This is a genomic window from Escherichia sp. E2661 (assembly GCF_004745185.1).
Classification (GTDB): Bacteria; Pseudomonadota; Gammaproteobacteria; order Enterobacterales; family Enterobacteriaceae; genus Escherichia.
This window is the reverse complement of sequence record NZ_PDIG01000005.1, coordinates 161,294-186,868: the sequence shown is the minus strand read 5'-3', so window position 1 is coordinate 186,868 and position 25,575 is coordinate 161,294. Positions and strand designations below refer to the sequence as shown.

The following is a 25,575-nucleotide window of genomic DNA, read 5'->3' as shown; positions in this document are numbered from 1 at the left end:
AATCGGCGCACCATGCCTGATGCGACGCTTGCCGCGTCTTATCAGGCCTACAATGGGTACCGGATCGGTAGGTCGGATAAGGCGTTCACGCCGCATCCGGCAAGAATATGAGCACCAGGTTAACTGAACTTACTCTGCGCCCAAATCACGCCGCTGGCATACTCTGGCGGCAGCAGCGGGATTAAGGCTTCCAGCGTTGCGGTCAGACGCGATGTGTCGCTGTCGGTCAAATTCAGATGCCCCACTTTACGCCCCGGACGGACTTCTTTGTCGTACCAGTGCAGATGCACCAGCGGCAGTTTCAGCCAGTCATAATTCACATCGCTACCAATCAGGTTGATCATCACCGACGGACTATTCACTACTGGTTGCGGTAACGGCAGATCGGTAATCGCCCGCAGATGCAGCTCAAACTGGCTGATGCTGGCACCGTTTTGTGTCCAGTGACCGCTGTTATGCACACGCGGAGCCAGTTCGTTGATCAACAGACCTTGCGGGGTGACAAAACACTCCATCGCCATCACGCCCACATAGCCCAGCTCCTGCATAATCGCCGACAGCATCTCTTCGGCTTGCGCTTGCTGCTGCGCATTGGCCTGCGGGAAAGCGACGCTTGTGCGCAAAATACCGTCCTGATGCAGGTTATGTGTCAGCGGATAAAACACGGTGCTGCCATCAAAGCCGCGCGCGCCAACCAGCGATACTTCGCCAGAGAAGTTAATGCCTTGCTCGACAATACATTCACCGTAACATTCAGCCGGTAACTGTTCGGTTTCATCGGCGCGTAAACGCCATTGACCGCGACCGTCATAGCCACCAGTGCGACGCTTAACAATCGCCAGTTCACCTAAACGCTCAAACACCGCAGGCCACTCGCTGCGATCGGCAAGTAACTGCCACGGCGCGGTCGGCAGGTGGAGCTTGTCGAAAAGCTGCTTCTGAGTCAGACGGTCGAGCAATAATCGGGAACACATCGCGGTTCACAAAGGCCGGATGGCGCGCCAGCTCGCGGGTTAATGCGGTTTCCGGCCAGCGTTCGATCTCAGCGGTAATCACGCTTTGTTGAAAAGGCACCGCCGCCGGTTCAGCGTCCAGCCCGACCGGCCAGACAGCAATGCCTAACGGTTCGCCTGCCTGACGCAACATACGGCCTAACTGCCCGTTCCCGAGCACGCAAACCTGTTTCATGCCGCACCTCGCGGGTCCGGGTTTTCCAGCACTTCGTCGGTCTGGGCTTTGCGCCAGTCATTCAGACGCTGGTGTAGCTCTTTATCGTGAGTCGCAAGAATTTGTGCTGCCAGTAACGCCGCGTTTGCCGCGCCAGCTTTACCAATCGCCAGTGTACCCACCGGAATGCCGCGCGGCATTTGTACGATGGAGTAGAGGCTATCGACACCGCTCAGTGCGGCGCTCTGTACTGGCACGCCCAGCACTGGCACCAGCGTTTTGGCGGCAATCATGCCTGGCAGGTGCGCTGCGCCGCCTGCGCCCGCAATAATCACCTGATAACCGTTCTCTTCGGCGCTTTCGGCGAAGCTGAACAGTTTATCGGGGGTGCGGTGAGCAGAAACCACTTCAACGTGGTGCGGGACATTCAGGATTTCGAAGATTTCGGCGGCGAACTGCATGGTAGCCCAGTCGCTTTTGGACCCCATCACGATGGCGACACGCGCCGGATTATTGCGGGAAGACATGCGTCTTAAAACTCCTGTGGTGCACAACTCTCGGCTTTAGAGGGCACAGAGAATAGCACGGAAAGAGAGCAAGGAAAACGGTTGCGTAGCTGTGAAATCAGCAAAGCTGCGGGTTTTTTAAAACGGAAAATGGATCAGCTCAACGTCATCCGCCGTGACTTTCACCATTGAACCTTCAGTATGCCAGGCTCCCAGCACGACGCGGAAACCAGGTTGCTGGTTGGCGATAAGTTCATGTACCGCCGGGCGATGGGTATGCCCGTGGATCAGCCATTGCACCTGATGTTTTTCCATCGCACTGACCACCGCGTTTTGGTTAACGTCCATGATCGCCAGCGATTTACTGCTGTTGGCTTCTTTACTGTTCGCGCGCATTCGCGCGGCAATGCGTTTGCGCACAAACAACGGCAGGGCGAGGAATAGCGTTTGCAACCAGGGTTTGTGGACTTTGGCGCGAAAAGCTTGATAACCCACATCGTCAGTGCACAGCGTGTCGCCATGCATAATCAACACCCGACGACCATAAAGTTCGAGCACCTTTTCTTCCGGCAATAACGTCATGCCACTTTCACGGGCAAAGCGTTTGCCGAGCAGAAAATCACGGTTGCCATGAATGAAATAACAGGGAACGCCGGAATCGGACACCGCTTTGATCGCTGCGGCCATCTGGCGATGAAACGGGCTGGGATCGTCGTCGCCAATCCAGGCTTCAAACAGATCGCCAAGAATATACAGCGCGTCGGCGTTGCGGGCTTCTCCCGCTAAAAAACGCAGAAAACCGGCGGTGATCGCCGGTTCTTCCACGCAGAGATGAAGATCTGCAATAAAGAGTGTCGCCACGATTACTCGCTAACGGTCACGCTTTCAATGATAACGTCTTCTTTTGGCACGTCCTGGTGCATACCGCTACGACCGGTAGCGACACCTTTGATTTTGTCGACTACGTCCATGCCTTCAACCACTTCAGCAAACACGCAGTAACCCCAACCTTGCAGCTCTCGCCGGAGAAGTTCAGGAAGTCGTTATCAACCACGTTGATGAAGAACTGGGCAGTTGCAGAGTGCGGTGCCTGAGTACGGGCCATTGCCAGCGTACCACGGGTGTTTTTCAGACCGTTGTTGGCTTCGTTTTTGATCGGCTCTTTGGTGGCTTTTTGTTTCATGCCCGGCTCAAAACCGCCGCCCTGAATCATAAAACCGTTGATAACACGGTGGAAAATGGTGTTGTTGTAAAAACCTTCGCGGCAGTAGTCCAGGAAGTTTTTAACTGTTTCAGGTGCTTTATCGTCAAAAGTTTTGATGACAATATCGCCGTGATTGGTGTGGAAAGTAACCATTTTTGCATCCTGTTCCGTTTGATTGGTGCTTCAACCCTGTTCGGGTCATATATAGGGTGGTGTTATAGCATAACCGCACGATCGGATCATCTCGCAATGTATGCTGATTCGCGCGGGAAATATGGGTATTATACGCAACTCAATTACCCACACATGTCTAAACGGAATCTTCGATGCTAAAAATCTTCAATACTCTGACACGCCAAAAAGAGGAATTTAAGCCTATTCACGCCGGGGAAGTCGGCATGTACGTGTGTGGAATCACCGTTTACGATCTCTGTCATATCGGTCACGGGCGTACCTTTGTTGCTTTTGACGTGGTTGCGCGCTATCTGCGTTTCCTCGGCTATAAGCTGAAGTATGTGCGCAACATTACCGATATCGACGACAAAATCATCAAACGCGCCAATGAAAATGGCGAAAGCTTTGTAGCGCTGGTGGATCGCATGATCGCCGAAATGCACAAAGATTTTGATGCTTTGAACATTCTACGCCCGGATATGGAGCCGCGCGCGACGCACCATATCGCAGAAATTATTGAACTCACGGAACAACTGATCGCCAAAGGTCACGCTTATGTGGCGGACAACGGCGACGTGATGTTCGACGTCCCGACCGATCCGACTTATGGCGTGCTGTCGCGTCAGGATCTCGACCAGCTGCAGGCAGGCGCGCGCGTTGACGTGGTCGACGACAAACGCAACCCGATGGACTTCGTTCTGTGGAAGATGTCGAAAGAGGGCGAACCGAGCTGGCCGTCTCCGTGGGGCGCGGGCCGTCCAGGCTGGCACATTGAATGTTCGGCAATGAACTGCAAGCAGCTGGGTAACCACTTTGATATCCACGGCGGCGGTTCTGACCTGATGTTCCCGCACCACGAGAACGAAATTGCCCAGTCCACCTGTGCGCACGATGGCCAGTATGTGAACTACTGGATGCATTCCGGTATGGTGATGGTTGACCGCGAGAAGATGTCTAAATCGCTGGGTAACTTCTTCACCGTGCGTGATGTGCTGAAATACTACGATGCGGAAACTGTGCGTTACTTCCTGATGTCGGGTCACTATCGCAGTCAGTTGAACTACAGCGAAGAGAACCTGAAGCAGGCGCGTGCGGCGCTGGAGCGTCTCTACACTGCGCTGCGCGGCACAGACAAAACCGTTGCGCCTGCCGGTGGTGAAGCGTTTGAAGCGCGCTTTATTGAAGCGATGGACGATGATTTCAACACCCCGGAAGCCTATTCCGTACTGTTTGATATGGCGCGTGAAGTAAACCGTCTGAAAGCAGAAGATATGGCAGCGGCGAATGCAATGGCGTCTCACCTGCGTAAACTTTCCGCTGTATTGGGCCTGCTGGAGCAAGAACCGGAAGCGTTCCTGCAAAGCGGCGCGCAGGCAGACGACAGCGAAGTAGCTGAGATTGAAGCGTTAATTCAACAGCGTCTGGATGCCCGTAAAGCCAAAGACTGGGCGGCGGCAGATGCGGCGCGTGACCGTCTTAACGAGATGGGGATCGTGCTGGAAGATGGCCCGCAAGGGACCACCTGGCGTCGTAAGTAATTGCTCTATTGCCGGATGCGAGTTCTCGCATCCGGTTATCGCCTGCGCCACCACAACATTCCCATCAGCACCATCCCCGGCAACCATACCCACATCAATTCAGAAATTATCACCTGATGCCCGTACGGTGTGGTGTAACGAGACAACGCAAACGGCGCGACTTTAATCACCTGCCAGGGCGCGAAAAAGCGTTCATCTGACCACGGCCACAGCCAGCCAACGCCTTTACCGCCAGTGGTTACCGAATCCAGCAAGCTGTGCGATAGCAATGATACGGTTAAAAACAGCCAGCAGCGAATCAGCCCAGCCCTGAACCATCGACGCCCAATCAGTACGCATAACAGCGGGACAACAAACGCAAACACCAGCGAATGGGTAAACCCGCGATGACCAAAAACATTGCCGTAAGCAACGCCAAATTTAAACGACAATACATCGGCATCGGGCAGCATCGCCAGGACGATTCCGGCAAATAACAGACGCGGCGGGATGATTTTCGAACCCAACCCTAAACCAATGCATAGGGGAACGGCGGCGTGCGTAATAACGGTTGGCATGATGGTCGCTTCGGCAAAATGTCGATGCTATCAGCATGGCTGAACGGGGCGTAGAGGGTAAAAGTCTGAAAAGAGAACCGGCCTGTTGATACAGGCCGGGAAAGGGATCAGGCAACAACCTGTACGCTGTGACCTGCAAAACTCACTGTCTGACCGGCGACGATTTTGCAGCGTTTGCGCGTTTCAACCGCACCGTCGACTTTCACCTGGCCTTCGGCTATCGCGATTTTCGCCTGCGCGCCGCTTTCGCTCCAGCCTTCCAGTTTCAGCAAGTCGCACAGCTCAACGTGCGGATGTTTACCTAAAGAAAATGTCGCCATGTTACTCACCCTGTGGATCATGATATTCAACGCACGCCTGTAGCGTGTTTTCAATCAGCGTGGCAACCGTCATCGGGCCAACGCCGCCCGGAACAGGCGTAATGTATGAGGCGCGTTTAGCCGCGTCTTCAAACACGACGTCGCCCACAACTTTGCCATTTTCCAGACGGTTGATGCCGACATCAATCACAATTGCGCCTTCTTTGATCCAGTCACCAGGAATAAAGCCTGGCTTACCGACGGCGACGATCAACAGATCGGCGTTTTCTACATGATGACGCAGATTTTTAGTGAAGCGGTGAGTCACGGTGGTGGTGCAACCTGCGAGCAACAGTTCCATGCTCATCGGGCGGCCAACGATATTCGATGCGCCAATCACCACGGCGTTGAGGCCGAAGGTATCAATGTTGTAACGCTCAAGCAGCGTGACGATGCCGCGCGGGGTGCAAGGACGCAGACGCGGCGCACGCTGGCACAGACGACCGACGTTGTAAGGATGGAAACCGTCCACGTCTTTGTCAGGATGAATACGTTCCAGCACTTTGACGTTATCAATACCCGCCGGTAATGGCAGTTGTACCAGAATGCCATCGATGGTGTTGTCGGCATTCAGTACATCGATAAGCTCCAGCAGCTCTGCTTCGCTGGTGGTTTCCGGAAGGTCGTATGAGCGGGAGATGAATCCCACCTCTTCGCAAGCTTTGCGTTTGCTTGCGACATAAATTTGCGATGCAGGGTTGCTACCCACCAGCACAACGGCCAGTCCTGGCGCCCGCAGTCCGGCTGCAATACGCGCCTGAACTTTTTGAGCAACCTCAGAGCGCACCTGCTGCGCAATCGTTTTACCATCTATAATCTTTGCTGCCATCAGAGAGAGGATTCCATCTGTTACGTAGGTCGAAGGGGATGCGCCTATTTTGTCAGAAGCGGGGCGCGCTGTCAGGTTTCGTTTTCTGGACTATCTGTAATCCGCTGTTTTTTGGGCAACAGCGCGTTGCTGGTTTGATAGTTACCCGGCTCATATAAACGCACAATTTTTCGTAACGTAAGAAAATAGTACTCTTTATAAATGAAAAACAGGTTTACCTGTTCCAGACTGAGGGAGGATATGTGTTTCCTTGCTTTCATGGTGAGATAAATAGACATCGCCGTACACTTGTTCAGCAACCGGTTCAAAAGCCATTGACTCAGCAAGGGTTGACCGTATAATTCACGCGATTACAGCATCTCGCGGTGTAATGCGCCCTTAGCTCAGTTGGATAGAGCAACGACCTTCTAAGTCGTGGGCCGCAGGTTCGAATCCTGCAGGGCGCGCCATTACAATTCAATCAGTTACGCCTTCTTTATATCCTCCATAATTCCAGAGTGGGACATATTTGGGACATTATCACCAAAAATGTCGTCTATTTTCCTCGCGTGCTCTGTCAAATGATTAGGCGCAAGGTGAGCATATCTACGAACCATTTCTATGGACTCCCATCCGCCCATTTCCTGAAGCACTGATAATGGGACGCCTGACTGAATCAGCCAGCTTGCCCAGGTGTGTCTGAGGTCATGGAAACGGAAATCTTCAATTCCTGCACGACGACAAGCTGATAGCCATGATGTCTTGCTGTCGATGCGCATCTTCCTGACCGCAGGCGTTGATGTTCCATCTGCTCGCTTAGCCGCCTTGGTATGTACAAACACCCATTTGTGATGCTTGCCTATTTGATCACGCAACACTTTACAGGCGGTATCGTTCAGCGCCACACCAATGGCGCGGTTTGATTTGCTCTCTTCTGGATTCACCCAGGCAACTCGTCGCTGCATGTCGATTTGTTGCCATTCCAGATTTATGATGTTCGACTTTCTCAGACCAGTTGCCAGCGCAAACTTGACGACAGATTTCAGTGGTTCGGGGCACTCATCAATAAGGCGTTTTTGCTTCCTCCTTTTCCAGCCATCTGACTCGCTTGTTTCTGACCGCTGGTATCTTGATGACAGGCGCTTTTTCCAGCCACTTCCAGTCGCGTTCTGCAGCACGGAGAATGGCCTTTATCATGGCAAGATGCTTTGCCTTTGTCTGAGTTGATACTGGCTTTGGTTCATAAACAGGCGGTTCTTTACCTTTCCTGATGGCGGCCTGAACTTTCTGTTTCCATATTTCTTTCGTCTTTCTGTTATGCATTCTGCTTACAGCAGAGTAAATCTTTGCCTCCGAGATATCTTTAAGCCTTATACCCTCAAAATGTTCAAGCCAGAACTCAATCCGGCTTTTATCTGAATCGAGAGATTTTTTATCAGCTTTTTCCTCAAGCCATCTTAGGCAGGCCTCTTCAAAAGTGACATCAGGTAAATCCCCTAGCTTTTCTACTCGCCAGAGTTCTGCTTTTCGCTTGTCGTGCAACTCCTGAGCTTGCCGCTTGTCCTTTGTGCCAAGAGATTCCTTAATTCGTTTCCCGCCCGGGAGCGAGTACGAGGCATACCATATTTCATTTCTGCGGAAGAGTGACATTTTCTTTCCTCTGTTATGCCATCACCCGCGCTCACCTGGACAGTATGCAGCGGAGACTGAAGCGCCGCAATGCAGGCTTGCCGTGTTGTGAGGTAAGGAGATTTTGGTTTAGTGGGATCTTTGCGTGTTGCCTGTAGGCGGCCTGTTCGTATCCAGTTGGTAGCGGTAGGTCTGGATATCTTGAGAAACTGACAGGCCTCATCGAGTGTGAGGCTGTATGATTCCATGGTTACCTCTGCTTTTTGAACGCATGTCACGTAACTTCTTAATGTGTTCTGCCGTTTCGATCTCTTCTGCTATCCGATCTGCATCAGCTTTATTCACAGGTTCAAAGTCATGATTAAAGCGGAACATGCTGGCGATACATGTTCTGCCTTTTCGGATGTAGTGAACTTTGTTGTGGGTAGAACGCAGGATTTTGCAGGGAGTGCCGTGGTGGTCGACGTACCAGGTGTTAGGAAAAATGATTCTGAACATTTTTACACCTCAGTTGGACGATGTTGAAATTTGCTGCTTTGAGGCCATCACAATCCCCATTGTTTGTTCTTAAGTTCGATCTCCTCCTGGCAACTTGCACAAGTCCGACAACCCTGAACGGCCAGGCGTCTTCGTTCATCTATGGGATCGCCACACTCACAACAATGAGTGGCAGATATAGCCTGGTGGTTCAGACGACGCATTTTTATTGCTGTATTGCGCTGTAATTCTTCAATTTCTGATGCTGAATCAATGATGTCTGCCATCTTTCATTAATCCCTGAATTGTTGGTTAATACGCTTGAGGGTGAATGCGAATAATAAAAAAGGAGCCTGTAGCTCCCTGATGATTTTGCTTTTCATGTTCATCGCTCCTTAAAGACGCCGTTTAACATGCCGATCGCCAGGCTTAAATGAGTCGGTGTGAATCCCATCAGCGTTACCGTTTCGCGGTGCTTCTTCAGTACGCTACGGCAAATGTCATCGACGTTTTTATCCGGAAACTGCTGTCTGGCTTTTTTGATTTCAGAATTAGCCTGACGGGCAATGCTGCGAAGGGCGTTTTCCTGCTGAGGTGTCATTGAACAAGTCCCATGTCGGCAAGCATAAGCACACAGAATATGAAGCCCGCTGCCAGAAAAATGTATTCCGTGGTTGTCATGCAGCCTCCCGACGGGCAAGAATCCTTGAGCCGAACGCCATCAACTCTCCACGATCAACGGTCGTAAAGTGGCAGTGTGTACGGGGGTATGGGTGCCAGATAATGAGCATCGAGCCTTTATTATTTCCACTGACGGGTTTCCCGGTGAGTGGGTTAATAAATGCCAGTCGTCCTGCCGTGATGAATCTGACCTCACTGGCGGTTTGTATCGCTTCATGAAACCATCCGACAGATGTGTCAGCAGGCAATAACATTACACATCCCACACTACTGAATTTGTTTTCAGTGGCTGCCTTTTTCACAAAAGGGGAAATATTGCTGTATGGTGGATTCAACCAGACATAACCAGAGGCATATCCCATTGCTTCAGGCCATGAAGTGGTTAATGTGTTCTGCTCCTGTGAGATAAAAAGCCGACATAGTCGGTTTTTTTCGCTGGCTGCAGCATCAAGTTGAAAAACGAACTCTGCATTAAGCGCAGCAAAAATCTCTGGTGGTGTGCGCCAGCTGTCGCGATGTTCGGCAGGAGTATTGCTTCCGGTGAAATCAGTCATACAGCCCCCCGTTTATTATTTATCTCCTCAGCCAGCCGCTGTGCTTTCAGTGGATTTCTGATAACAGAAAGGCCGGGAAATACCCAGCCTCGCTTTGTAACGGAGTAGACGAAAGTGATCGCGCCTACCCGGATATTATCGTGAGGATGCGTCATCGCCATTGCTCCCCAAATACAAAACCAATTTCAGCCAGTGCCTCGTCCATTTTTTCGATGAACTCCGGCACCATCTCGTCAAAACTCGCCATGTACTTTTCATCCCGCTCAACCACGACATAATGCAGTCCTTCACGCTTCATACGCGGGTCATAGTTGGCAAAGTACCAGGCATCTTTTCGTGTCACCCACATGCTGTACTGCACCTGGGCCATGTAAGCCGACTTTATGGCCTCGAAACCACCGAGCCGGAACTTCATGAAATCCCGGGAGGTAAACGGGCATTTCAGCTCAAGGCCATTGCCGTCACTGCATAAACCATCGGGAGAGCAGGCGGTGCGCATACTTTCGTCGCGATAGATGATCGGGGATTCAGTAACATTCACGCCGGAAGTGAATTCAAACAGAGTTCTGGCGTCGTTCTCGTACTGTTTTCCCCATGCCAGCGCCTTAGCATTAACTTCCGGAGCCACACCGGTGCAAACCTCAGCCAGCAGGGTGTGGAAGTAGGACATTTTCATGTCAGGCCACTTCTTTCCTGTGCGGGGCTTTGCTATCACGTTGTGAACTTCTGAAGCGGTGATGACGCCGAGCCGTAATTTGTGCCATGCATCATCCCCCTGTTCGACAGCTCTCACGTCGATCCCGGTACGCTGCAGGATAATGTCCGGTGTCATGCTGCCACCTTCTGCTCAGTGGCTTTCTGTTTCAGGAATCCAAGAGCTTTCACTGCTTCGGCCTGTGTCAGTTCTGACGATGCGCGAATGTCGCGGCGAAATATCTGGGAACAGAGCGGCAATAAGTCGTCATCCCATGTTTTATCCAGGGCGATCAGCAGAGTGTTAATCTCCTGCATGGTTTCATCGTTAACCGGAGTGATGTCGCGTTCCGGCTGACGTTCTGCAGTGTATGCGGTATTTTCGACAATGCGCTCGGCTTCATCCTTGTCATAGATACCAGCAAATCCGAAGGCGAGACGGGCACACTGAATCATGGCTTTATGCCGTAACATCCGTTTGGGATGCGACTGCCACGGCCCCGTGATTTCTCTGCCTTCGCGGGTTTTGAATGGTTCGCGGCGGCATTCATCCATCCACTCGGTAACGCAGATCGGATGATTGCGGTCTTTGCGGTAAATCCGGCATGTGCAGGATTCGTTGTCCTGTTCAAAGTCCATGCCGTCAAACTGCTGGTTTTCGTTGATGATGCGGGACCAGCCATCAACGCCCACCACCGGAACGATGCCGTTCTGCTTATCAGGGAAGGCGTAAATTTCTTTCGTCCACGGATTAAGGCCGTATTGGTTGGCGACGATCAGCAATGCGATGAACTGCGCATCGCTGGCATCACCTTTAAATGCCGTCTGGCGAAGAGTGGTGATCAGCTCCTGTGGGTCGACAGAATCCATGCCAACACGTTCAGCCAGCTTCCCTGCCAGCGTTGCGAGTGCAGTACTCATTCGTTTTATACCTCTGAATCAATATCAACCTGGTGGTGAGCAATGGTTTCAACCATGTACCGGATGTGTTCTGCCATGCGCTCCTGAAACTCAACATCGTCATCAAACGCACGGGTAATGGCTTTTTTGCTGACCCCGTGGCGTTGCAAATGATCGATGCATAGCGATTCAAACAGGTGCTGGGGCAGACCTTTTTCCATGTCGTCTGCCAGTTCTGCCTCTTTCTCTTCACGGGCGATCTGCTGGTAGTGACGCACCCAGCTCTGTGCCTCAAGACGATCCTGAATGTAATAAGCGTTCATGGCTGAACTCCTGAAAATGGCTGTGAAAATATCGCCAGCGAAATGCCAGGCTGATTAGAAAAACAGGAAAGGGGATTAGTGATTCAGGCCGTTGCCGCGTCCGTCAAGAAAAACTTCCACGAGCAAGTCACGGGTATAAGTGCGCTCGATGCCGCGATGCAGATAAAGCCGTCCGCGTAAATTAGCTGATGCTGTCCAGGTACCATCTTTGTGTTTGACCAGCATTCCTGGCATGACCGCACCGCGATTAACGGTCTGCGTTCCGTAATGTTGATGAACCATAAAAACTCCTGCCCGTAAGCTGGGCTGCTGAACAAATGAGGGGTTGCGCAGTATCTGGCGGTGGATGGCCGCCGGTTGTCATAACTAAGCCGCCTTGTTGAAGCGACTGAGGTATGAGGTGTTGAGTTGATTTCAGCTGGTCACACCGACGTTCACGCGTCCGTTTCACCCCTCGCACTCCCCGGAGCCTGCTGAAATTCAAGCTGCGGATCTAAGCGGTCATCGCAACGGTGAATCAGGTGGTTGCCGTATCGTTGTGTTGTTGCGATGAACTTATTTAAAACTATAGTTGTTTTATCGTCAACAACAAAAGTTGTTTTATTGGTTGTTTTAGATATAACTGGTTGTATTTAGGATGGATTTATTTTGTGACTTGAATCGCATAGCGATAACTGAAGCGAGGTTATGGTGGTTTTTTTAACGGTGTGTGTGATGAGGGGAGGGCAAAAGAAAACCCGGCACGGTGACCGGGATTCTTACGCCGTTAGGTAAAGATATTATTGCGGTGGCTTAATATTACTACCTAGAGCAAAGATAGGAATTAGTTCTTTACTGAATGAGCACAATGCCCAGTTGATAATTTTTAATTGGTACTACCCATGCTTCCTATATGTCTGCGGCATGCTCCCAATAACCTTACCGAAGATGAACACCCGGTTCATCTCGTCTTTCTCGATCGGGTCCCACGGTGAGTAGCTTTTGTTATCAGAGATGACCAGCAGCTTATCCTTCATCATTTGCAGGCGCTTTACATGGGCTGTGTCGTCGTACAGAAACGCATAGATACCATCACCGTCGAAAGATTTAACAGTGATATCAACGAACAGCAGATCACCTGGTTCGATAGTTCCTGACATGCTGTCACCACGCACGTTAATGATGCGGATATTTTCCGCCTTCCTACCATCGAACATGTGACGAGCATCGTCAAACGAGTACTCAACCGAGCGTAGAACTTCTACAAACTCACGGTTGATGACTCCCGGCCCAGCACTGACTTCTATATCAAGAACGTCAATCTTGAAGTATTTGGAATGGCTGAGAGTTGATTGTATTGGTTGCACTGTACTGTCTGACATATTTCCAATGCCAGAAGATAACCATTCTGCGCGCACACCCAAAGCGTTCGCGATCTCCACGATTTTAGTTGTTTGGTTAGCTTTCCCTGTTTCGATTTTCTGAATAGCAGCCTGGCTAACCCCAACCAAATCCCCAAGTGCCTTTTGTGTAAGGCCTCGCGCTGATCTGGCTTCTTTAAGTCTTTCTGAGAGTGTTGTTTTCATAGACCAAATGTACAACCAAGGTTTTATTCCATCAAACGAAAATGGTTGTTGACTAAAAACAACCATAGTTTTAATCTTGGTTCAGATTAACCACGGAGGTTGTTATGAACCCAGCAATCAAAACAGCGATCAATATAGTTGGTTCACAAAAGAAACTGGGCGATGCCTGCGAAGTTTCACAGCAGGCCGTCTATAAGTGGCTTCACAACAAAGCAAAGGTATCCCCTGAACATGTCGGCAGCATTGTTACGGCTACTGGTGGAGTTGTGAAGGCATACCAGATTCGCCCGGATCTTCCGAAGTTGTTTCCACACACCGAAAAGAACGCAGCTTAAATTTCCATTTCACGCTCTTTAACAATAAGCAATCAACTTAACAGACTGATTAACAGTCAATTCAAACTAAAGGAATCAATTATGCAACCAATTACATACCAACAGACTAGCGGATTTACCCCGACTGCGGTGATAAATCGTTCTCAAACAAAACAGGCGCCAGGCCACGAAAAAATCCGTGATGCCGTTCGCGCCTGGTCGGCTGCAGATAATCAGGATGTTGTTGCCGCACTCATTGTGAATGAGTATCGGGAGCTGGGCGGCGGCACCATCGATTTCCCTGATGATGTCAGCCGTGCACGCCAGAAGTTGTTCCGCTTCCTCGATAACAAATTCGATTCTGAAAAATACCGAAATAACGTGCGTGAACTGACCCCGGCAATTCTGGCGGTACTACCGCTGGAATATCGCGGCCACCTGGTTGAGCAGGATAGCTTCATGGCTCGGCTGGCTGAAATGGAAAAGGAACTCAGTGAGGCAAAGCAGGCGGTCATTCTCAACGCACCACGCCACCAGAAACTGAAGGAAATGAGTGAAGGTATTGTGTCGATGTTTCGTGTGGACCCGGATCTGGCTGGTCCATTAATGGCGATGGTTACCACCATGCTGGGGGCAATATGACAGGTTCAGAAATGGCGAAAGTCGGTCTGCGGGAACAGAACCGACTTTCAGGTGCAAATCGTAACGCACTCATTGCGGGAGGAATTATGGCAAACACTGCTGAGATATTCAATTTTCCAGTGCCGGATGTGGCACAAAAGGAGCCGCGCGTGGCAGATCTCGATGATGGTTATACGCGCATTGCAAATGAGTTGCTGGAAGTTGTAATGCTGGCCGGATTAACACAGCACCAGCTTCTGGTCTTCCTGGCTGTCATGCGCAAAACATATGGCTTTAATAAAAAACTGGATTGGGTGAGCAACGAGCAACTTTCCGAGTTAACCGGGATATTGCCGCACAAGTGTTCTGCTGCAAAAAGTGTTCTGGTAAAGCGTGGGATTTTAATTCAGAGCGGGCGGAATATCGGCATCAATAATGTGGTCAGTGAATGGTCAACATTACCCGAATCAGGTAAGAAAAATAAAGTTTACCTGAAAGAGGTAAATTTATCTGAATCAGGTAAGAAAAGTTTACCTAAATCAGGTAAAGGCGTTTACCCGAATCAGGTAAACACAAAAGACAAACTAACAAAAGACAATATAAAACCTTTTTCGTCCGAGAATTCTGGCGAATCCTCTGACCAGCCAGAAAACGATCTTCCTGTGGAGAAACCGAATGCTGCAATTCAGAGCGGCAGCAAGTGGGGGACAGCAGAAGACCTGACCGCCGCAGAGTGGATGTTTGACATGGTGAAGACCATCGCGCCATCAGCTAGAAAACCGAATTTTGCAGGGTGGGCTAACGATATCCGCCTGATGCGTGAACGTGACGGACGTAACCACCGCGACATGTGCGTGCTGTTCCGCTGGGCATGCCAGGACAACTTCTGGTCCGGTAACGTGTTGTGTCCGGCCAAACTCCGCGATAAGTGGACACAGCTCGAAATCAACCGAAACAAGCAGCAGGCTGGCGTGACAGCTGGCAAACTAAAACTCGACCTGACGAACACTGACTGGATTTACGGGGTGGAGCTATGAAAAACATCGCCGCACAGATGATTAATTTTGACCGTGAGCAGATGCGCCGGATCGCCAACAATATGCCGGAACAGTACGACGAAAAGCCGCAGGTACAGCAGGTGGCGCAGATAATCAACGGTGTATTCAGCCAGTTACTGGCAACTTTCCCGGCGAGCCTGGCTAACCGTGACCAGAACGAACTGAACGAAATCCGCCGCCAGTGGGTTCTGGCTTTCCGGGAAAACGGGATCACCACGATGGAGCAGGTTAACGCAGGAATGCGCGTAGCCCGTCGGCAGAATCGACCGTTCCTGCCATCACCTGGGCAGTTTGTCGCCTGGTGCCGGGAAGAAGCGTCCGTTAACGCCGGGCTGCCAAACGTCAGCGAGCTGGTTGATATGGTTTATGAGTATTGCCGGAAGCGTGGCCTGTATCCGGATGCAGAGTCTTATCCGTGGAAATCAAACGCGCACTACTGGCTGGTTACCAACCTGTACCAGAACATGCGGGCCAATGCGCTGACTGACGCGGAATTACGGCGTAAGGCTGCCGATGAACTGACCTGTATGACAGCGCGAATTAACCGTGGTGAGGCTATACCTGAACCAGTAAAACAACTTCCTGTCATGGGCGGTAGACCTCTAAATCGTGCACAGGCTCTGGCGAAGATCGCAGAAATTAAAGCTAAGTTCGGACTGAAAGGAGCATGTGTATGACGGGCAAAGAGGCAATTATTCATTACCTGGGGACGCATAATAGCTTCTGTGCGCCGGACGTTGCCGCGCTAACAGGCGCAACAGTAACCAGCATAAATCAGGCTGCGGCTAAAATGGCGCGGGCAGGAATCTTAGTCATTGATGGTAAGGTCTGGCGAACGGTGTATTACCGGTTCGCTACTAGGGAAGAACGGGAAGGGAAGGTGAGCACGAACCTGATTTTCCAAGAGTGTCGCCAGAGTGTCGCGATGAAACGAGTGTTGGCTGTGTATGGAAAAGTAAACGCACTATCATTGATGACAACCTAAATATTTACAAAATGGAATTATCAATGGTCATATAATTACATGCCCCAGCATATAATGCTTGGGGCAAATATATTGAATGTTAATAGTTTATTCTTTCTGATATATACCCGTCGAGATCTGAAAGAATTTCGCCAGTTTCAATATCTATTGCGGTTAATATTCTATCAATATAGAAACTTCGCATACTTTTTCTTAAATGGCACCGTGCATATATTTTTTTCTTTGAAGGGTCGTATTTTATGATAGATATATGGCGATTAGTGATTTCGCCCTTCGCATCCTGATAAGTTATATCTAACTCAATGATATCGGTACTATAACTATAGTTAGTTTTGCGTTTTTTTATGTGTGGGTGCCTTTATTTTTTTAGTAGTACGAACTGGTTGCGAAGGTGGATTTTGGGATTTGGAGCTTTTAAAAACGAAAGCGGCAATAATCAGGATAGCTATTAATACTATAAACCACATACTTAACACCTAAAAACTGTTTAAAGTCAGTATGATAGAGCGATTTCTGGAACGTGTTGAGTGATGGTGATCACATTATGAGAATGAATGACTGCAGTTGACCGCCACCATTCACTGGGCTAATTCTTTGTGTTGCCGCAAAATCGGCACACGGGATTGGCGTCCCGGAACACTACTCAACGCATACCGCGTTAAGCGGTTTTTTATGCGCTAAGCGCGGTTACGCCCAAATTATGGTGGGCTGTGTGAGGGCTTCTTCGGAAGGGCCGGGTTTGAGTAGCCGGTTACGCCAACCTTGCACAGTTCACCACCTGTCGATTGGCGTCGTTGGTGGTGATGGTTAACCTGATGAGGTGATACTATGACTACTCAATTAGCATTCCTCAAAACGACGTTTACCCCGATTTGCCACAATAACAGAATTTGGCTTACTGCCACTGAAGTTGGTTTAGCACTGGAATATGCGGACGATAAAGCAGCTAAGCGCATTTACTCTCGTCACTCAGATGAATTTACAGACATGATGACAGGAGGGGCCAAAGTGACCACCCTCGTGGGATGCAGGCGTCTTGAGTATTTAGCCTTCGGGGAGACCAACTGATCGTCATGTTCGCACGAACTCCTGTGGCCAAAGAGTTCCCCCGCTGGGTTCTGAATATTCTCGATCGAGAAGTTCAATAATCCCCAATCACAGAACAATTCACTGATAACGAACTTCTTTTTATACTGTTGATAAATGTTTTTAGGCTGCTTATACACTATATTCTTTTGTGTCTGTGAATTTATGTGGCAGCAAATTGCTATGCGGTATTTGTTGTATATTTAAGAAAATGTGATCTCGATTGTCTTTTTAAATAAAAATTAAACAAAATTATAACTCGCCGCTAAGGTTTATAAAAGTATGCGTTAGCAGGTGTCAACATGAAAAAAGCCATAGCATATATGCGATTTTCATCACCAAGCCAGATGTCTGGTGATTCATTAAACCGCCAGAGAAGGCTTATTACTGAATGGCTAAAGGTAAATAGTGATTATTACCTTGATACCGTAACGTATGAAGATTTGGGGTTAAGCGCATTCAATGGAAAGCATGCACAGTCAGGAGCTTTTTCGGAATTTTTAGATGCCATAGAGCATGGCTGTATATTGCCAGGAACTACATTGCTAGTTGAAAGTCTGGACAGACTTTCAAGAGAAAAAGTCGGTGAGGCGATTGAACGCCTGAAACTGATTTTAAATCATGGTATTGATGTTATAACTCTGTGCGATAATACAACTTATAATATTGATTCTTTAAATGAACCATATTCATTAATAAAAGCAATACTTATAGCTCAAAGGGCCAATGAAGAAAGCGAGATAAAGTCAAGCCGAGTTAAATTATCATGGAAGAAAAAAAGACAAGATGCAATGGAGTCAGGTACGATTATGACGGCATCTTGCCCGAGATGGCTTTCATTAGATGAAAAAAGAACGTCGTTTGTCTTAGACCCTGACAGGGTGAAAACGATTGAGCTGATTTTTAAACTAAGGATGGAAAGACGCTCTTTGAATGCAATTGCTAAGTATTTAAATGATCATGCTATAAAGAATTTCTCAGGAAAAGAAAGTGCATGGGGGCCTTCTGTAATTGAAAAATTATTAGCTAATAAAGCGCTGATAGGTATATGCGTACCTTCATATCGTGCAAGAGGGAAGGGAATAATTGAAATCGCTGACTATTATCCCAGAGTGATATCAGATGATTTGTTTTACTCTGTGCAGGAAATTCGGCTAGCACCTTTTGGTATTAGCAATAGTAGCAAGAACCCTATGTTGATAAATCTACTGCGAACAGTTATGAAGTGCGGCGCTTGTGGTAATACTATGATTGTTAATGCAGTATCAGGAAGCTTGCACGGCTATTATGTTTGCCCGATGAGAAGATTGCATCGATGTAACAGGCCATCAATAAGAAGAGATTTGGTTGACTATAATATAGTCAATGAATTGCTTTTTAATTGTAGTAAAATCCAACCAGTTGAAAATAAGAAAGATGTTAATGAAACTCTGGAGTTGAAAGTTATTGAACTTCAGATGAAAATTAATAATTTAATTGTTGCATTATCTGTTGCACCTGAAGTTACCGCTATAGCAGAAAAAATCAGAGTATTAGATAAAGAATTGCGAAGGGTTTCTATATCATTAAAAACTTTGAAGAGTAAAGGTGTAAGTACACTTGGTGATTTCCATGACATTGATTTAACCAGTAAAAATGGGCGGGAATTATGTCGTACACTTGCTTATAAAAACATTCGAAAAAATTATAATAAACACAGATAACAAAACATGTGATATCTATTTTATGAATGGTATTGTTTTTAAACACTATCCTTTGATGAAAATAATATCTGCCCAACAGGCGATAAGTACTCTCAGGTATATGATTGATGGGGAAGTTTATTTTTAAATAATTAACTCTGTTTCAGAATAAATATTAAGTTAGAGAATGCTGCCACAGCTATTTAGAGTAAATTGTATATTGTTTGTTGGCGGCACATATGATTTAGATAAAAAGTAACCCACCGAAGTGGGTTACTATCATCATCCTGCGTTTTCGCACCCAGGAAGGCTGCGGTCAATAATGAGATTCCCTTCAACACGTAAACCAATTTTACCAACCAGGAATGATTGGTTAAGTTGTGTTACAACAACGTCAGTCAGACCCACAGCGCAACGGTCTTGCTCGATTGCACGATCGGCAGCAGTTTTTACATTGGGAATACCTGTTGGGAAGATGATAACAGGATAGCTATCTTCTGCAGTTACGCGTTTTCCTTTGTAAAATTTACCACCATTTAAATTATAGTTTTTTGTACTGGCTACAGTAAGGTCTGCTACACGAACGGTACATCCGGTCAGCAAAAGGGTTGTCAATGCGACAGCCAACATTTTTTTCATTATTTTTTTCTTTTGTTACACTAAAAAATCCGGCGGATTCTATCATGTGGTTCTTATCTGATCACATCATTTACCGATAAAATTCTTTTGATTTTCAATTATCAATAAGAGAAAATTCTTCTGCTGTCGGCCTGAACACCCGGCGGTGGGGTTGCGCTAAACGGGGACGTTTATGCGCACATACAATCTAAACTCTCTTCTCCCTTCACAGATGCAGAAATGCACCTGCGATTCTTTGCATCCAACGTTTGACCTCTGCGGAGGTGAAGCGTGAACCTCCCACAAGACGGCATCAAATTACATCGCGGCAACTTCACCGCTATCGGTCAGCAGATCCAGCCTTATCTGGAGGATGGCAAATGCTTTCGCATGGTGCTTAAACCGTGGCGCGAGAGACGCAGTCTTTCCCAGAATGCACTCAGCCACATGTGGTACAGCGAAATCAGTGAGTACCTCATCAGCAGGGGTAAAACGTTCGCTACTGCAGTATGGGTAAAAGATGCACTCAAACACACATACCTCGGTTATGAAACCAAGGACCTGGTTGATGTCGTAACCGGCGAAATCACTACGATCCAGTCGTTACGCCATACCTCCGATCTTGATACCGGAGAGATGTATGTCTTCCTGTGTAAGGTTGAAGCCTGGGCGATGAATATTGGCTGCCACCTGACTATTCCGCAGAGCTGCGAGTTCCAGCTGCTGCGCGACAAGCAGGAGGCGTAATGGCTACACCGCTTATTCGTGTCATGAGCGGACACATCTACAGAGTACCAAATCGTCGTAAGCGTAAGCCTGAGCTGAAACCATCCGAAATACCAACACTGCTCGGATATACCGCCAGCCTGGTTGATAAAAAATGGTTGCGACTGGCAGCAAGGAGGAACCATGGCTGATTTGAGAAAAGCAGCGCGTGGTCGGGAATGCCAGGTAAGAATCCCTGGCGTATGTAATGGCAATCCTGAAACGTCTGTACTGGCACATATCCGGCTGGCTGGATTGTGCGGTACCGGTATCAAACCGCCAGACCTGATTGCCACCATTGCATGTTCTGCCTGTCACGACGAAATCGACCGCCGCACACATTTTGTCGATGCTGAGTATGCAAAAGAATGCGCGCTGGAAGGTATGGCGAGAACGCAGGTTATCTGGCTGAAAGAGGGGGTAATCAAGGCGTGAATACTTACTACATCACACTACCCTGGCCGCCGAGCAATAACCGCTACTACCGCCATAATCGCGGGCGCACGCACATCAGCGCAGAGGGGCAGGTATACCGCGATAACGTCGCCCGAATCATCAAAGGCTCCATGCTGGATATCGGTCTGGCTATGCCAGTGAAAATCCGTATTGAGTGCCACATGCCGGATCGCCGTCGCCGTGACCTGGATAATCTGCAAAAAGCAGCTTTTGACGCACTCACCAAAGCAGGTTTCTGGCTGGATGATGCTCAGGTCGTTGATTATCGCGTTGTGAAAATGCCCGTTACCAAGGGTGGAAAGCTGGAACTGATCATCACCGAACTGGGGGATGAATGATGTGTGAGTCATATATGGCAGAACTCCTTCGCTACCGCTGGGTGCGCCTGCGCTTATATCGTTTCCCGGTTCTGTTTTGACCGATTACCGGATACTGAAGAATTACGCCAAAACACTGGCAGAGACAATTGTATGAAGCCAGAGATAACGATCGGTTGATGCCGTTTTATTGTTTTTTGCTGCCAATTGGCGTGCTGGTGTAAATGGAGAGCGAGAATGAATCTTGAGGCCTTACCAAAATATTACTCCCCAAAATCTCCAAAATTGAGCGATGACGCACCGGCGACAGACTCAGGTGGTTTATCAATTACGGATGTGATGGCTGCGCAGGGGATGGTGCAGTCGAAAGCACCGATTGGGTTTGCCTTATTCCTGGCAAAAGTTGGTGTTCAGGACCCTCAGTTTGCGATTGAAGGTCTGCTCAATTACGCGATGGCACTGGATAACCCGACATTGAATAAATTGAGTGCAGAAACACGGTTACAGATTATTCCTTACCTCGTGAATTTTGCCTTTGCTGATTATTCCAGGTCTGCGGCAAGTAAGGCTCGCTGTGAGCATTGTGCTGGTACGGGATTTCATAATGTATTGCGCGAAGTGGTGAAACATTCCAGAAGCGGGGAATCCGTTATCAAGGAAGAGTGGGTGAAGGAACTATGTCAGCATTGTCATGGTAAGGGAGAAGTCAGCACAGCGTGCAGAGGGTGTAAGGGTAAAGGTATTGTCCTGGATGAAAAAAGGACCCGGCTTCATGGCACGCCTGTTTATAAGATTTGTGGGCGTTGCAATGGAAACCGGTTTAGCCGTTTACCAACCACACTGGCGCGGCATCATGTCCAGAAACTGGTACCGGACCTGACGGATTATCAGTGGTACAAGGGGTATGCTGATGTTATTGATAAACTGGTTACAAAGTGCTGGCAGGAAGAAGCATATGCAGAAGCACAGTTGAGAAAAGTGACAAGATAAATAATTTTCGCCGAAGATATCGACATGATGCTTGCATTTTTCAAAAAATATGGATAGGATTTTCTCAACGATGGGCTTTGTATGTCCGGTGTTGAGAAAAAGTAGAAAACCCGCTAATGAGCGGGTTTTTGTGTTTTAAATGGGGAGGTGGCTGGATGTCTAAAATAAACATTGCTTCCAAGTGTACAACTATGCGTTAATGGCTGCGTCGGTTTGAAGAACAGACGATATACGAAGTAGTTTACTAAAGCAGTTCTCATTTCAGGTGTTATTCACTTATTCCTTCTTTGAGTCTCTCCAATTAAGTATGAAGTCGTTTCTGTTATACAAATCATTTATGCCGAAAGGCTCAAGTTAAGGAATGTAGAATGTCAAATAAAATGACTGGTTTAGTAAAATGGTTTAACGCTGATAAAGGTTTTGGCTTTATTTCTCCTGTTGATGGTAGTAAAGATGTGTTTGTGCATTTTTCTGCAATTCAGAATGATAATTATCGAACCTTATTTGAAGGCCAAAAGGTTACCTTCTCTGTAGAGAGTGGTGCTAAAGGTCCTGCAGCAGCAAATGTCATTATTACTGATTAAAATTCATAGCTTGTCTGTATACGATAACGAAGAAGGCTGATGCCTGAGTAGAGATGCAGATAGAGTTGTGGGTATTGAATCCCATTTTGTGGTGAAGTGCAGGTTTGCTGCATGAATAGTTTTACAGTAGAAGCTAACTGCTGGCATAGCAATACAAAGTGCGTAAGTGGGTAACTACCACAAAAAGCATCACAATCTCAAACCCGCGCAGGCGGGTTTTTTATTATCTGATTTAAATATATTATTAAAATATAAAAACTCTTTGTAAGTAATCAAAACACTCAGGCAACAGCTTTAAGATTTGTTTGGAATACTTTGTTGCAATGAGGGCAGATCAAAAGGGCACCTTTTTGTACTCTAGAAAAACTGTGTTCTGATTCTTGGGTACAGTTTGGGCAGGAACATTTTACGAGATAATTACGGCGTGATTTTGAGTCTTTACGTTCTGACATAGGCTTTTCCTGTATAAATGGCCGTATACATTACACTAAATAGAAAAATATATCCCGCATTATTATTTAATAGATGGTTTTTCTTTTAAAATATTTAACCACATTATTTTAATTTTCTGTTTTTTGAGCGTCGTTGAGAACAACGTTTGCTGTAAAAACTAACCCGTAGACTCCGATCTTTTCAAACATATTGCACCATCCGTGTACATCGGGGTGAGGATATGAAATCAATGGATAAGTTAACAACAGGTGTCGCCTATGGCACCTCTGCAGGCAGTGCTGGCTACTGGTTTTTACAGTTGCTCGATAAAGTCACGCCATCACAGTGGGCGGCAATAGGTGTGCTGGGTAGTCTGGTATTTGGCCTGCTGACGTACCTGACAAACCTTTATTTCAAGATTAAAGAAGATAAGCGTAAGGCTGCGAGAGGTGAATAATGTCGCCATCATTACGCAAGGCTGTTGCAGCTGCTATTGGTGGTGGGGCTGTTGCCATAGCGTCTGTGCTCATCACTGGTCCGAGTGGTTACGATGGTCTGGAAGGTGTCAGCTACATACCATATAAAGATATCGTTGGCGTATGGACTGTATGTTACGGGCACACCGGAAAAGACATTATGCTCGGTAAAACGTATACCGAAGCAGAATGCAAAGCCCTCCTGAATAAAGACCTTGCCACTGTCGCCAGACAAATTAACCCGTACATCAAAGTCGATATACCGGAAACAACGCGCGGCGCTCTTTACTCGTTCGTCTATAACGTGGGCGCAGGCAATTTCAGAACATCTACTCTTCTTCGCAAAATAAACCAGGGCGATATCAAGGGCGCATGTGACCAGCTACGTCGCTGGACATACGCTGGCGGTAAGCAATGGAAAGGCCTGATGACTCGTCGTGAGATTGAGCGTGAGGTCTGTTTGTGGGGGCAACAATGGGCAGGGTAACCGCGATTATCTCCGTTCTGGTTATCTGCATCATCGTCTGCCTGTCATTGGCTGTTAATCATTACCGTGATAACGCCATCGCCTACAAAGACCAGCGCGATAAAGCCACATCCATCATCGCTGATATGCAGAAGCGTCAACGTGATGTAGCAGAACTCGACGCCAGATACACAAAGGAGCTTGCTGATGCTAACGCGACTATCGAAAGTCTTCGTGCTGATGTTTCTGCTGGTCGTAAGTGGCTGCGCGTCAAAGCAGTCTGTCCGGACATGCATAAAACCACCGCCGCCTCCGGCGTGGATGATGGCGCCAGCCCCAGACTTACTGACACCGCTCAACGGGATTATTTCGTTCTCAGAGAGCGCATCGAAACCATAACTAACCAATTGAATGGCCTGCAAGAGTATGTGAGATCACAGTGTTCATATTAGAAAAGTCTTATCATAAGATTTTTGTATATGGATGCATTATGTCTCAATACGCGCGCGCCGCTTTAATTGCTTATTATTTGGTTGCTGATAATTCAATATCCCCGCGTGATGCATGGGATGCTGCTGTCGCTGAGGTTACAGAAAGCGAATCGGCAAGAAAGAAGGGATGCCCAAGGGCAACGTTTCTCGCTCTGGCGGATAGCGGTTATCTGAAGAATGTAAAACCACATCATGGGGAGAAAAAGATCGGTAAGTTGTACCAAAGGGCAATTGAAGTTGCGAATCTGATTCTTGATTTACCCGGAATTAGCAAAGCTGAGCTAGTTGATAAAACTTGCTATAAAGACAGGCAAGGGTCTTATGACATTGCTCTAACTCTCGCTCAGCACGGATTACTCCAGCGTCCTCAATAAGATATTAAGTGATTTATGGCCTCGCTTTTAGCGGGGCTTTTTCATATCTGAATCTCACCATGCATATCATCACCTGACTGGAACGTCAGGAGAATTCGTTACCGGGATTCGATAAAGGTATTCAAGCCTGACACATCATGCGCTGTATCGTCGCTGTATTCCCGCATTAACCATGACCGTAGCCCGACGGGGAACTCCTTCTGCGCGAGTGTGCGGGAATAATCAAAAACGATGCACACCGGGTTTTTACCGCGTTTATGATTCGCGGGGTTGTCCCTCATGCTCGCCAGTCCTGTGCGGGGGTGGAAGAAACAGGACGTGTATTCAGGTCTGTGCGACCGTGGCCGCACGCATTTCTTTTATTGCTTTGAGGTAGATATGTCAGTAGCTGTTTTCGAGGCACTCAATGCACGTATTAACCAACTTGAAAGTAAGGTGAAGGAATACGAGCAGCGACAGGCTGAGGCAGATGAGAAGACTCAGAACGAACTTTTCCTGGAGTTTCTTGCCATCGTTCACGAACTGATGCCGTTAGTTAATCAGGCGCTGATGACAGGGCTGAAGGATGGAGATTTACACAGTAGGTAAACCTGATCTTCTGTCTTACGGGTCCTTTCCGGTGATCCGGAGCGTTACGGGGCGGAAGGCGCGCGGGTTTTCGCTATTTATGAAAATTTTCCGGTTTAAGGCGTTTCCGTTCTTCTTCGCCGTAACTTAATGTTTTT

The 25,575-nt window shown here is 48.1% G+C and carries 37 protein-coding genes, 1 tRNA gene and 6 pseudogenes; 22 read left to right on the top strand and 22 right to left on the bottom strand.

What is annotated here, in order from left to right:
* Window positions 1–119: 119 nt before the first annotated feature.
* The 4 genes and pseudogenes from purK to ppiB form a co-directional block, all read right to left on the bottom strand.
* A pseudogene (gene purK, locus CRI63_RS04145) lies at window positions 120–1,188 on the bottom strand (5-(carboxyamino)imidazole ribonucleotide synthase).
* On the bottom strand, window positions 1,185–1,694 hold the full coding sequence (purE, locus tag CRI63_RS04140) for a 5-(carboxyamino)imidazole ribonucleotide mutase (RefSeq protein ID WP_001295318.1): 510 nt from the start codon (window positions 1,692–1,694) through the stop codon (window positions 1,185–1,187). The pseudogene purK and the gene purE overlap by 4 nt, the downstream one beginning before the upstream one ends.
* A 117-nt stretch (window positions 1,695–1,811) precedes the next feature.
* Complete coding sequence (gene lpxH, locus CRI63_RS04135; protein WP_135518581.1) at window positions 1,812–2,534, bottom strand: UDP-2,3-diacylglucosamine diphosphatase; 723 nt, start codon at window positions 2,532–2,534, stop codon at window positions 1,812–1,814.
* Between the two features lie 2 nt (window positions 2,535–2,536).
* Window positions 2,537–3,030: pseudogene (gene ppiB / locus CRI63_RS04130) on the bottom strand (peptidylprolyl isomerase B).
* A gap of 173 nt (window positions 3,031–3,203) precedes the next feature.
* Here ppiB and cysS point away from each other — a divergent pair.
* Window positions 3,204–4,589 (top strand): cysteine--tRNA ligase, encoded by a 1,386-nt coding sequence (gene cysS, locus CRI63_RS04125; protein WP_000912345.1) that lies wholly within the window; start codon window positions 3,204–3,206, stop codon window positions 4,587–4,589.
* 35 nt (window positions 4,590–4,624) lie between these two features.
* Here cysS and CRI63_RS04120 read toward each other — a convergent pair whose 3' ends face one another.
* The 3 genes from CRI63_RS04120 to folD all read right to left on the bottom strand — a co-directional run bounded on the left by CRI63_RS04120 (window position 4,625) and on the right by folD (window position 6,334).
* Window positions 4,625–5,146 carry a metal-dependent hydrolase gene (locus CRI63_RS04120; protein WP_135492576.1) on the bottom strand — a complete coding sequence of 174 codons (522 nt, stop codon included), beginning with the start codon at window positions 5,144–5,146 and terminating at the stop codon, window positions 4,625–4,627.
* Window positions 5,147–5,253: 107 nt separating this feature from the next.
* Window positions 5,254–5,466: a ribosome-associated protein YbcJ gene (ybcJ, locus tag CRI63_RS04115; RefSeq protein ID WP_000190288.1), complete on the bottom strand. Its 213-nt coding sequence runs from the start codon at window positions 5,464–5,466 to the stop codon at window positions 5,254–5,256.
* Between the two features lies 1 nt (window position 5,467).
* Window positions 5,468–6,334 carry a bifunctional methylenetetrahydrofolate dehydrogenase/methenyltetrahydrofolate cyclohydrolase FolD gene (gene folD, locus CRI63_RS04110; protein WP_064529024.1) on the bottom strand — a complete coding sequence of 289 codons (867 nt, stop codon included), beginning with the start codon at window positions 6,332–6,334 and terminating at the stop codon, window positions 5,468–5,470.
* 372 nt (window positions 6,335–6,706) lie between these two features.
* Here folD and CRI63_RS04105 point away from each other — a divergent pair.
* A tRNA-Arg gene (locus CRI63_RS04105) sits at window positions 6,707–6,783 on the top strand.
* Window positions 6,784–6,798: 15 nt separating this feature from the next.
* On the opposite strand, the pseudogene CRI63_RS04100 reads toward CRI63_RS04105, so the two are convergent.
* From CRI63_RS04100 to CRI63_RS04040, 12 genes and pseudogenes are all read right to left on the bottom strand, one after another.
* Window positions 6,799–7,963 (bottom strand): annotated as a pseudogene (locus CRI63_RS04100) (site-specific integrase).
* A gap of 162 nt (window positions 7,964–8,125) precedes the next feature.
* A pseudogene (locus tag CRI63_RS24205) lies at window positions 8,126–8,190 on the bottom strand (helix-turn-helix domain-containing protein); the annotation flags it as partial.
* Window positions 8,162–8,440 (bottom strand): DUF4222 domain-containing protein, encoded by a 279-nt coding sequence (locus tag CRI63_RS04090; protein WP_000488407.1) that lies wholly within the window; start codon window positions 8,438–8,440, stop codon window positions 8,162–8,164. The gene CRI63_RS04090 and the pseudogene CRI63_RS24205, both read right to left, overlap by 29 nt.
* Window positions 8,441–8,487: 47 nt before the next feature.
* Window positions 8,488–8,706: a TraR/DksA family transcriptional regulator gene (locus CRI63_RS04085; protein ID WP_000763364.1), complete on the bottom strand. Its 219-nt coding sequence runs from the start codon at window positions 8,704–8,706 to the stop codon at window positions 8,488–8,490.
* 98 nt (window positions 8,707–8,804) lie between these two features.
* Window positions 8,805–9,020 (bottom strand): hypothetical protein, encoded by a 216-nt coding sequence (locus tag CRI63_RS04080; protein WP_000188870.1) that lies wholly within the window; start codon window positions 9,018–9,020, stop codon window positions 8,805–8,807.
* A 76-nt stretch (window positions 9,021–9,096) separates the two neighbouring features.
* Window positions 9,097–9,654 (bottom strand): phage N-6-adenine-methyltransferase, encoded by a 558-nt coding sequence (locus tag CRI63_RS04075; protein WP_032255841.1) that lies wholly within the window; start codon window positions 9,652–9,654, stop codon window positions 9,097–9,099.
* Window positions 9,651–9,809, bottom strand: a complete 159-nt coding sequence (locus CRI63_RS04070; RefSeq protein WP_002431455.1) for a DUF1317 family protein — start codon at window positions 9,807–9,809, stop codon at window positions 9,651–9,653. The genes CRI63_RS04075 and CRI63_RS04070 overlap by 4 nt, the downstream gene beginning before the upstream one ends.
* On the bottom strand, window positions 9,806–10,486 hold the full coding sequence (locus tag CRI63_RS04065; RefSeq protein ID WP_135518578.1) for a lambda exonuclease family protein: 681 nt from the start codon (window positions 10,484–10,486) through the stop codon (window positions 9,806–9,808). Before CRI63_RS04065 ends, CRI63_RS04070 begins: the two co-directional genes overlap by 4 nt.
* The gene (bet, locus tag CRI63_RS04060) at window positions 10,483–11,268 is read right to left on the bottom strand and encodes a phage recombination protein Bet (RefSeq protein ID WP_000100847.1); all 786 of its coding nucleotides are present in this window, start codon (window positions 11,266–11,268) and stop codon (window positions 10,483–10,485) included. The genes CRI63_RS04065 and bet overlap by 4 nt, the downstream gene beginning before the upstream one ends.
* 5 nt (window positions 11,269–11,273) lie before the next feature.
* Complete coding sequence (locus CRI63_RS04055) at window positions 11,274–11,570, bottom strand: host-nuclease inhibitor Gam family protein (RefSeq protein WP_135518576.1); 297 nt, start codon at window positions 11,568–11,570, stop codon at window positions 11,274–11,276.
* A gap of 75 nt (window positions 11,571–11,645) precedes the next feature.
* The gene (locus CRI63_RS04045) at window positions 11,646–11,852 is read right to left on the bottom strand and encodes a phage encoded cell division inhibitor protein (protein WP_000233576.1); all 207 of its coding nucleotides are present in this window, start codon (window positions 11,850–11,852) and stop codon (window positions 11,646–11,648) included.
* Between the two features lie 593 nt (window positions 11,853–12,445).
* Window positions 12,446–13,135, bottom strand: a complete 690-nt coding sequence (locus CRI63_RS04040) for a helix-turn-helix transcriptional regulator (RefSeq protein WP_064767403.1) — start codon at window positions 13,133–13,135, stop codon at window positions 12,446–12,448.
* Between the two features lie 104 nt (window positions 13,136–13,239).
* Here CRI63_RS04040 and CRI63_RS04035 point away from each other — a divergent pair, with 104 nt between their 5' ends.
* The 7 genes and pseudogenes from CRI63_RS04035 to CRI63_RS04005 all read left to right on the top strand — a co-directional run bounded on the left by CRI63_RS04035 (window position 13,240) and on the right by CRI63_RS04005 (window position 19,029).
* Window positions 13,240–13,470 carry a helix-turn-helix domain-containing protein gene (locus CRI63_RS04035; protein WP_001067459.1) on the top strand — a complete coding sequence of 77 codons (231 nt, stop codon included), beginning with the start codon at window positions 13,240–13,242 and terminating at the stop codon, window positions 13,468–13,470.
* Window positions 13,471–13,551: 81 nt separating this feature from the next.
* Window positions 13,552–14,091 (top strand): toxin YdaT domain-containing protein, encoded by a 540-nt coding sequence (locus CRI63_RS04030; protein ID WP_135518574.1) that lies wholly within the window; start codon window positions 13,552–13,554, stop codon window positions 14,089–14,091.
* Complete coding sequence (locus tag CRI63_RS04025; RefSeq protein WP_205713387.1) at window positions 14,088–15,107, top strand: replication protein; 1,020 nt, start codon at window positions 14,088–14,090, stop codon at window positions 15,105–15,107. Before CRI63_RS04030 ends, CRI63_RS04025 begins: the two co-directional genes overlap by 4 nt.
* A complete protein-coding gene (locus tag CRI63_RS04020; protein WP_135518572.1) occupies window positions 15,104–15,805 on the top strand; it encodes a replication protein P in 702 nt (233 codons plus the stop codon). The genes CRI63_RS04025 and CRI63_RS04020 overlap by 4 nt, the downstream gene beginning before the upstream one ends.
* A complete protein-coding gene (locus CRI63_RS04015; protein ID WP_135518570.1) occupies window positions 15,802–16,113 on the top strand; it encodes a protein ren in 312 nt (103 codons plus the stop codon). Before CRI63_RS04020 ends, CRI63_RS04015 begins: the two co-directional genes overlap by 4 nt.
* A gap of 828 nt (window positions 16,114–16,941) precedes the next feature.
* Window positions 16,942–17,181 carry a hypothetical protein gene (locus tag CRI63_RS04010; protein ID WP_240782713.1) on the top strand — a complete coding sequence of 80 codons (240 nt, stop codon included), beginning with the start codon at window positions 16,942–16,944 and terminating at the stop codon, window positions 17,179–17,181.
* 320 nt (window positions 17,182–17,501) lie between these two features.
* A pseudogene (locus tag CRI63_RS04005) lies at window positions 17,502–19,029 on the top strand (recombinase family protein).
* A gap of 134 nt (window positions 19,030–19,163) precedes the next feature.
* Here the strand turns inward: CRI63_RS04005 and CRI63_RS04000 are convergent.
* Entirely contained in the window at window positions 19,164–19,520 is a 357-nt protein-coding gene (locus CRI63_RS04000; RefSeq protein ID WP_135518568.1) for a hypothetical protein, read from the bottom strand.
* A 172-nt stretch (window positions 19,521–19,692) separates the two neighbouring features.
* Between CRI63_RS04000 and CRI63_RS03995 the strand changes: the two genes are divergently transcribed.
* From CRI63_RS03995 to cspB, 8 genes and pseudogenes are all read left to right on the top strand, one after another.
* Window positions 19,693–19,794 (top strand): hypothetical protein, encoded by a 102-nt coding sequence (locus tag CRI63_RS03995; RefSeq protein ID WP_077629860.1) that lies wholly within the window; start codon window positions 19,693–19,695, stop codon window positions 19,792–19,794.
* Window positions 19,791–20,246, top strand: coding sequence for a DNA base-flipping protein YbcN (gene ybcN / locus CRI63_RS03990; protein ID WP_059272308.1), 456 nt, complete (start codon window positions 19,791–19,793; stop codon window positions 20,244–20,246). Before CRI63_RS03995 ends, ybcN begins: the two co-directional genes overlap by 4 nt.
* A complete protein-coding gene (locus CRI63_RS03985) occupies window positions 20,246–20,416 on the top strand; it encodes a NinE family protein (RefSeq protein WP_021550626.1) in 171 nt (56 codons plus the stop codon). The genes ybcN and CRI63_RS03985 overlap by 1 nt, the downstream gene beginning before the upstream one ends.
* Window positions 20,409–20,699: a DUF1364 domain-containing protein gene (locus tag CRI63_RS03980; protein ID WP_000774477.1), complete on the top strand. Its 291-nt coding sequence runs from the start codon at window positions 20,409–20,411 to the stop codon at window positions 20,697–20,699. Before CRI63_RS03985 ends, CRI63_RS03980 begins: the two co-directional genes overlap by 8 nt.
* Window positions 20,696–21,058 carry a crossover junction endodeoxyribonuclease RusA gene (gene rusA / locus CRI63_RS03975; protein WP_130210682.1) on the top strand — a complete coding sequence of 121 codons (363 nt, stop codon included), beginning with the start codon at window positions 20,696–20,698 and terminating at the stop codon, window positions 21,056–21,058. Before CRI63_RS03980 ends, rusA begins: the two co-directional genes overlap by 4 nt.
* Window positions 21,055–21,194, top strand: a pseudogene (locus CRI63_RS03970) (YlcG family protein). Before rusA ends, CRI63_RS03970 begins: the two are co-directional and overlap by 4 nt.
* Window positions 21,195–21,274: 80 nt before the next feature.
* Complete coding sequence (locus CRI63_RS03965; RefSeq protein ID WP_135518566.1) at window positions 21,275–22,027, top strand: antitermination protein; 753 nt, start codon at window positions 21,275–21,277, stop codon at window positions 22,025–22,027.
* Window positions 22,028–22,395: 368 nt separating this feature from the next.
* The gene (gene cspB, locus CRI63_RS03960; protein ID WP_000066486.1) at window positions 22,396–22,611 is read left to right on the top strand and encodes a cold shock-like protein CspB; all 216 of its coding nucleotides are present in this window, start codon (window positions 22,396–22,398) and stop codon (window positions 22,609–22,611) included.
* A 281-nt stretch (window positions 22,612–22,892) separates the two neighbouring features.
* On the opposite strand, the gene ynfU is transcribed toward cspB, so the two are convergent.
* Window positions 22,893–23,063, bottom strand: coding sequence for a putative zinc-binding protein YnfU (ynfU, locus tag CRI63_RS24200; RefSeq protein ID WP_001405948.1), 171 nt, complete (start codon window positions 23,061–23,063; stop codon window positions 22,893–22,895).
* A 221-nt stretch (window positions 23,064–23,284) separates the two neighbouring features.
* On the opposite strand from ynfU, the gene essD reads away from it, so the two are divergent.
* From essD to CRI63_RS03940, 4 genes are read left to right on the top strand one after another with little or no spacing between them, the layout of a single operon-like run.
* Window positions 23,285–23,500, top strand: a complete 216-nt coding sequence (gene essD, locus CRI63_RS03955; protein WP_000839596.1) for a phage lysis protein EssD — start codon at window positions 23,285–23,287, stop codon at window positions 23,498–23,500.
* Window positions 23,500–24,006, top strand: a complete 507-nt coding sequence (rrrD, locus tag CRI63_RS03950; protein WP_135518564.1) for a lysozyme RrrD — start codon at window positions 23,500–23,502, stop codon at window positions 24,004–24,006. Before essD ends, rrrD begins: the two co-directional genes overlap by 1 nt.
* Window positions 23,994–24,437, top strand: coding sequence for a lysis protein (locus CRI63_RS03945; protein ID WP_135518562.1), 444 nt, complete (start codon window positions 23,994–23,996; stop codon window positions 24,435–24,437). Before rrrD ends, CRI63_RS03945 begins: the two co-directional genes overlap by 13 nt.
* A gap of 38 nt (window positions 24,438–24,475) precedes the next feature.
* Window positions 24,476–24,850 (top strand): hypothetical protein, encoded by a 375-nt coding sequence (locus tag CRI63_RS03940; protein ID WP_089601969.1) that lies wholly within the window; start codon window positions 24,476–24,478, stop codon window positions 24,848–24,850.
* A gap of 98 nt (window positions 24,851–24,948) precedes the next feature.
* Here the strand turns inward: CRI63_RS03940 and CRI63_RS03935 are convergent, their stop codons facing one another.
* Complete coding sequence (locus CRI63_RS03935) at window positions 24,949–25,131, bottom strand: hypothetical protein (protein WP_135518560.1); 183 nt, start codon at window positions 25,129–25,131, stop codon at window positions 24,949–24,951.
* On the opposite strand from CRI63_RS03935, the gene CRI63_RS03930 reads away from it, so the two are divergent.
* Window positions 25,130–25,438 (top strand): hypothetical protein, encoded by a 309-nt coding sequence (locus CRI63_RS03930; RefSeq protein ID WP_229986656.1) that lies wholly within the window; start codon window positions 25,130–25,132, stop codon window positions 25,436–25,438. The two genes, CRI63_RS03935 and CRI63_RS03930, sit on opposite strands and share 2 nt — an antisense overlap.
* The last annotated feature ends 137 nt before the right edge of the window (window positions 25,439–25,575 follow it).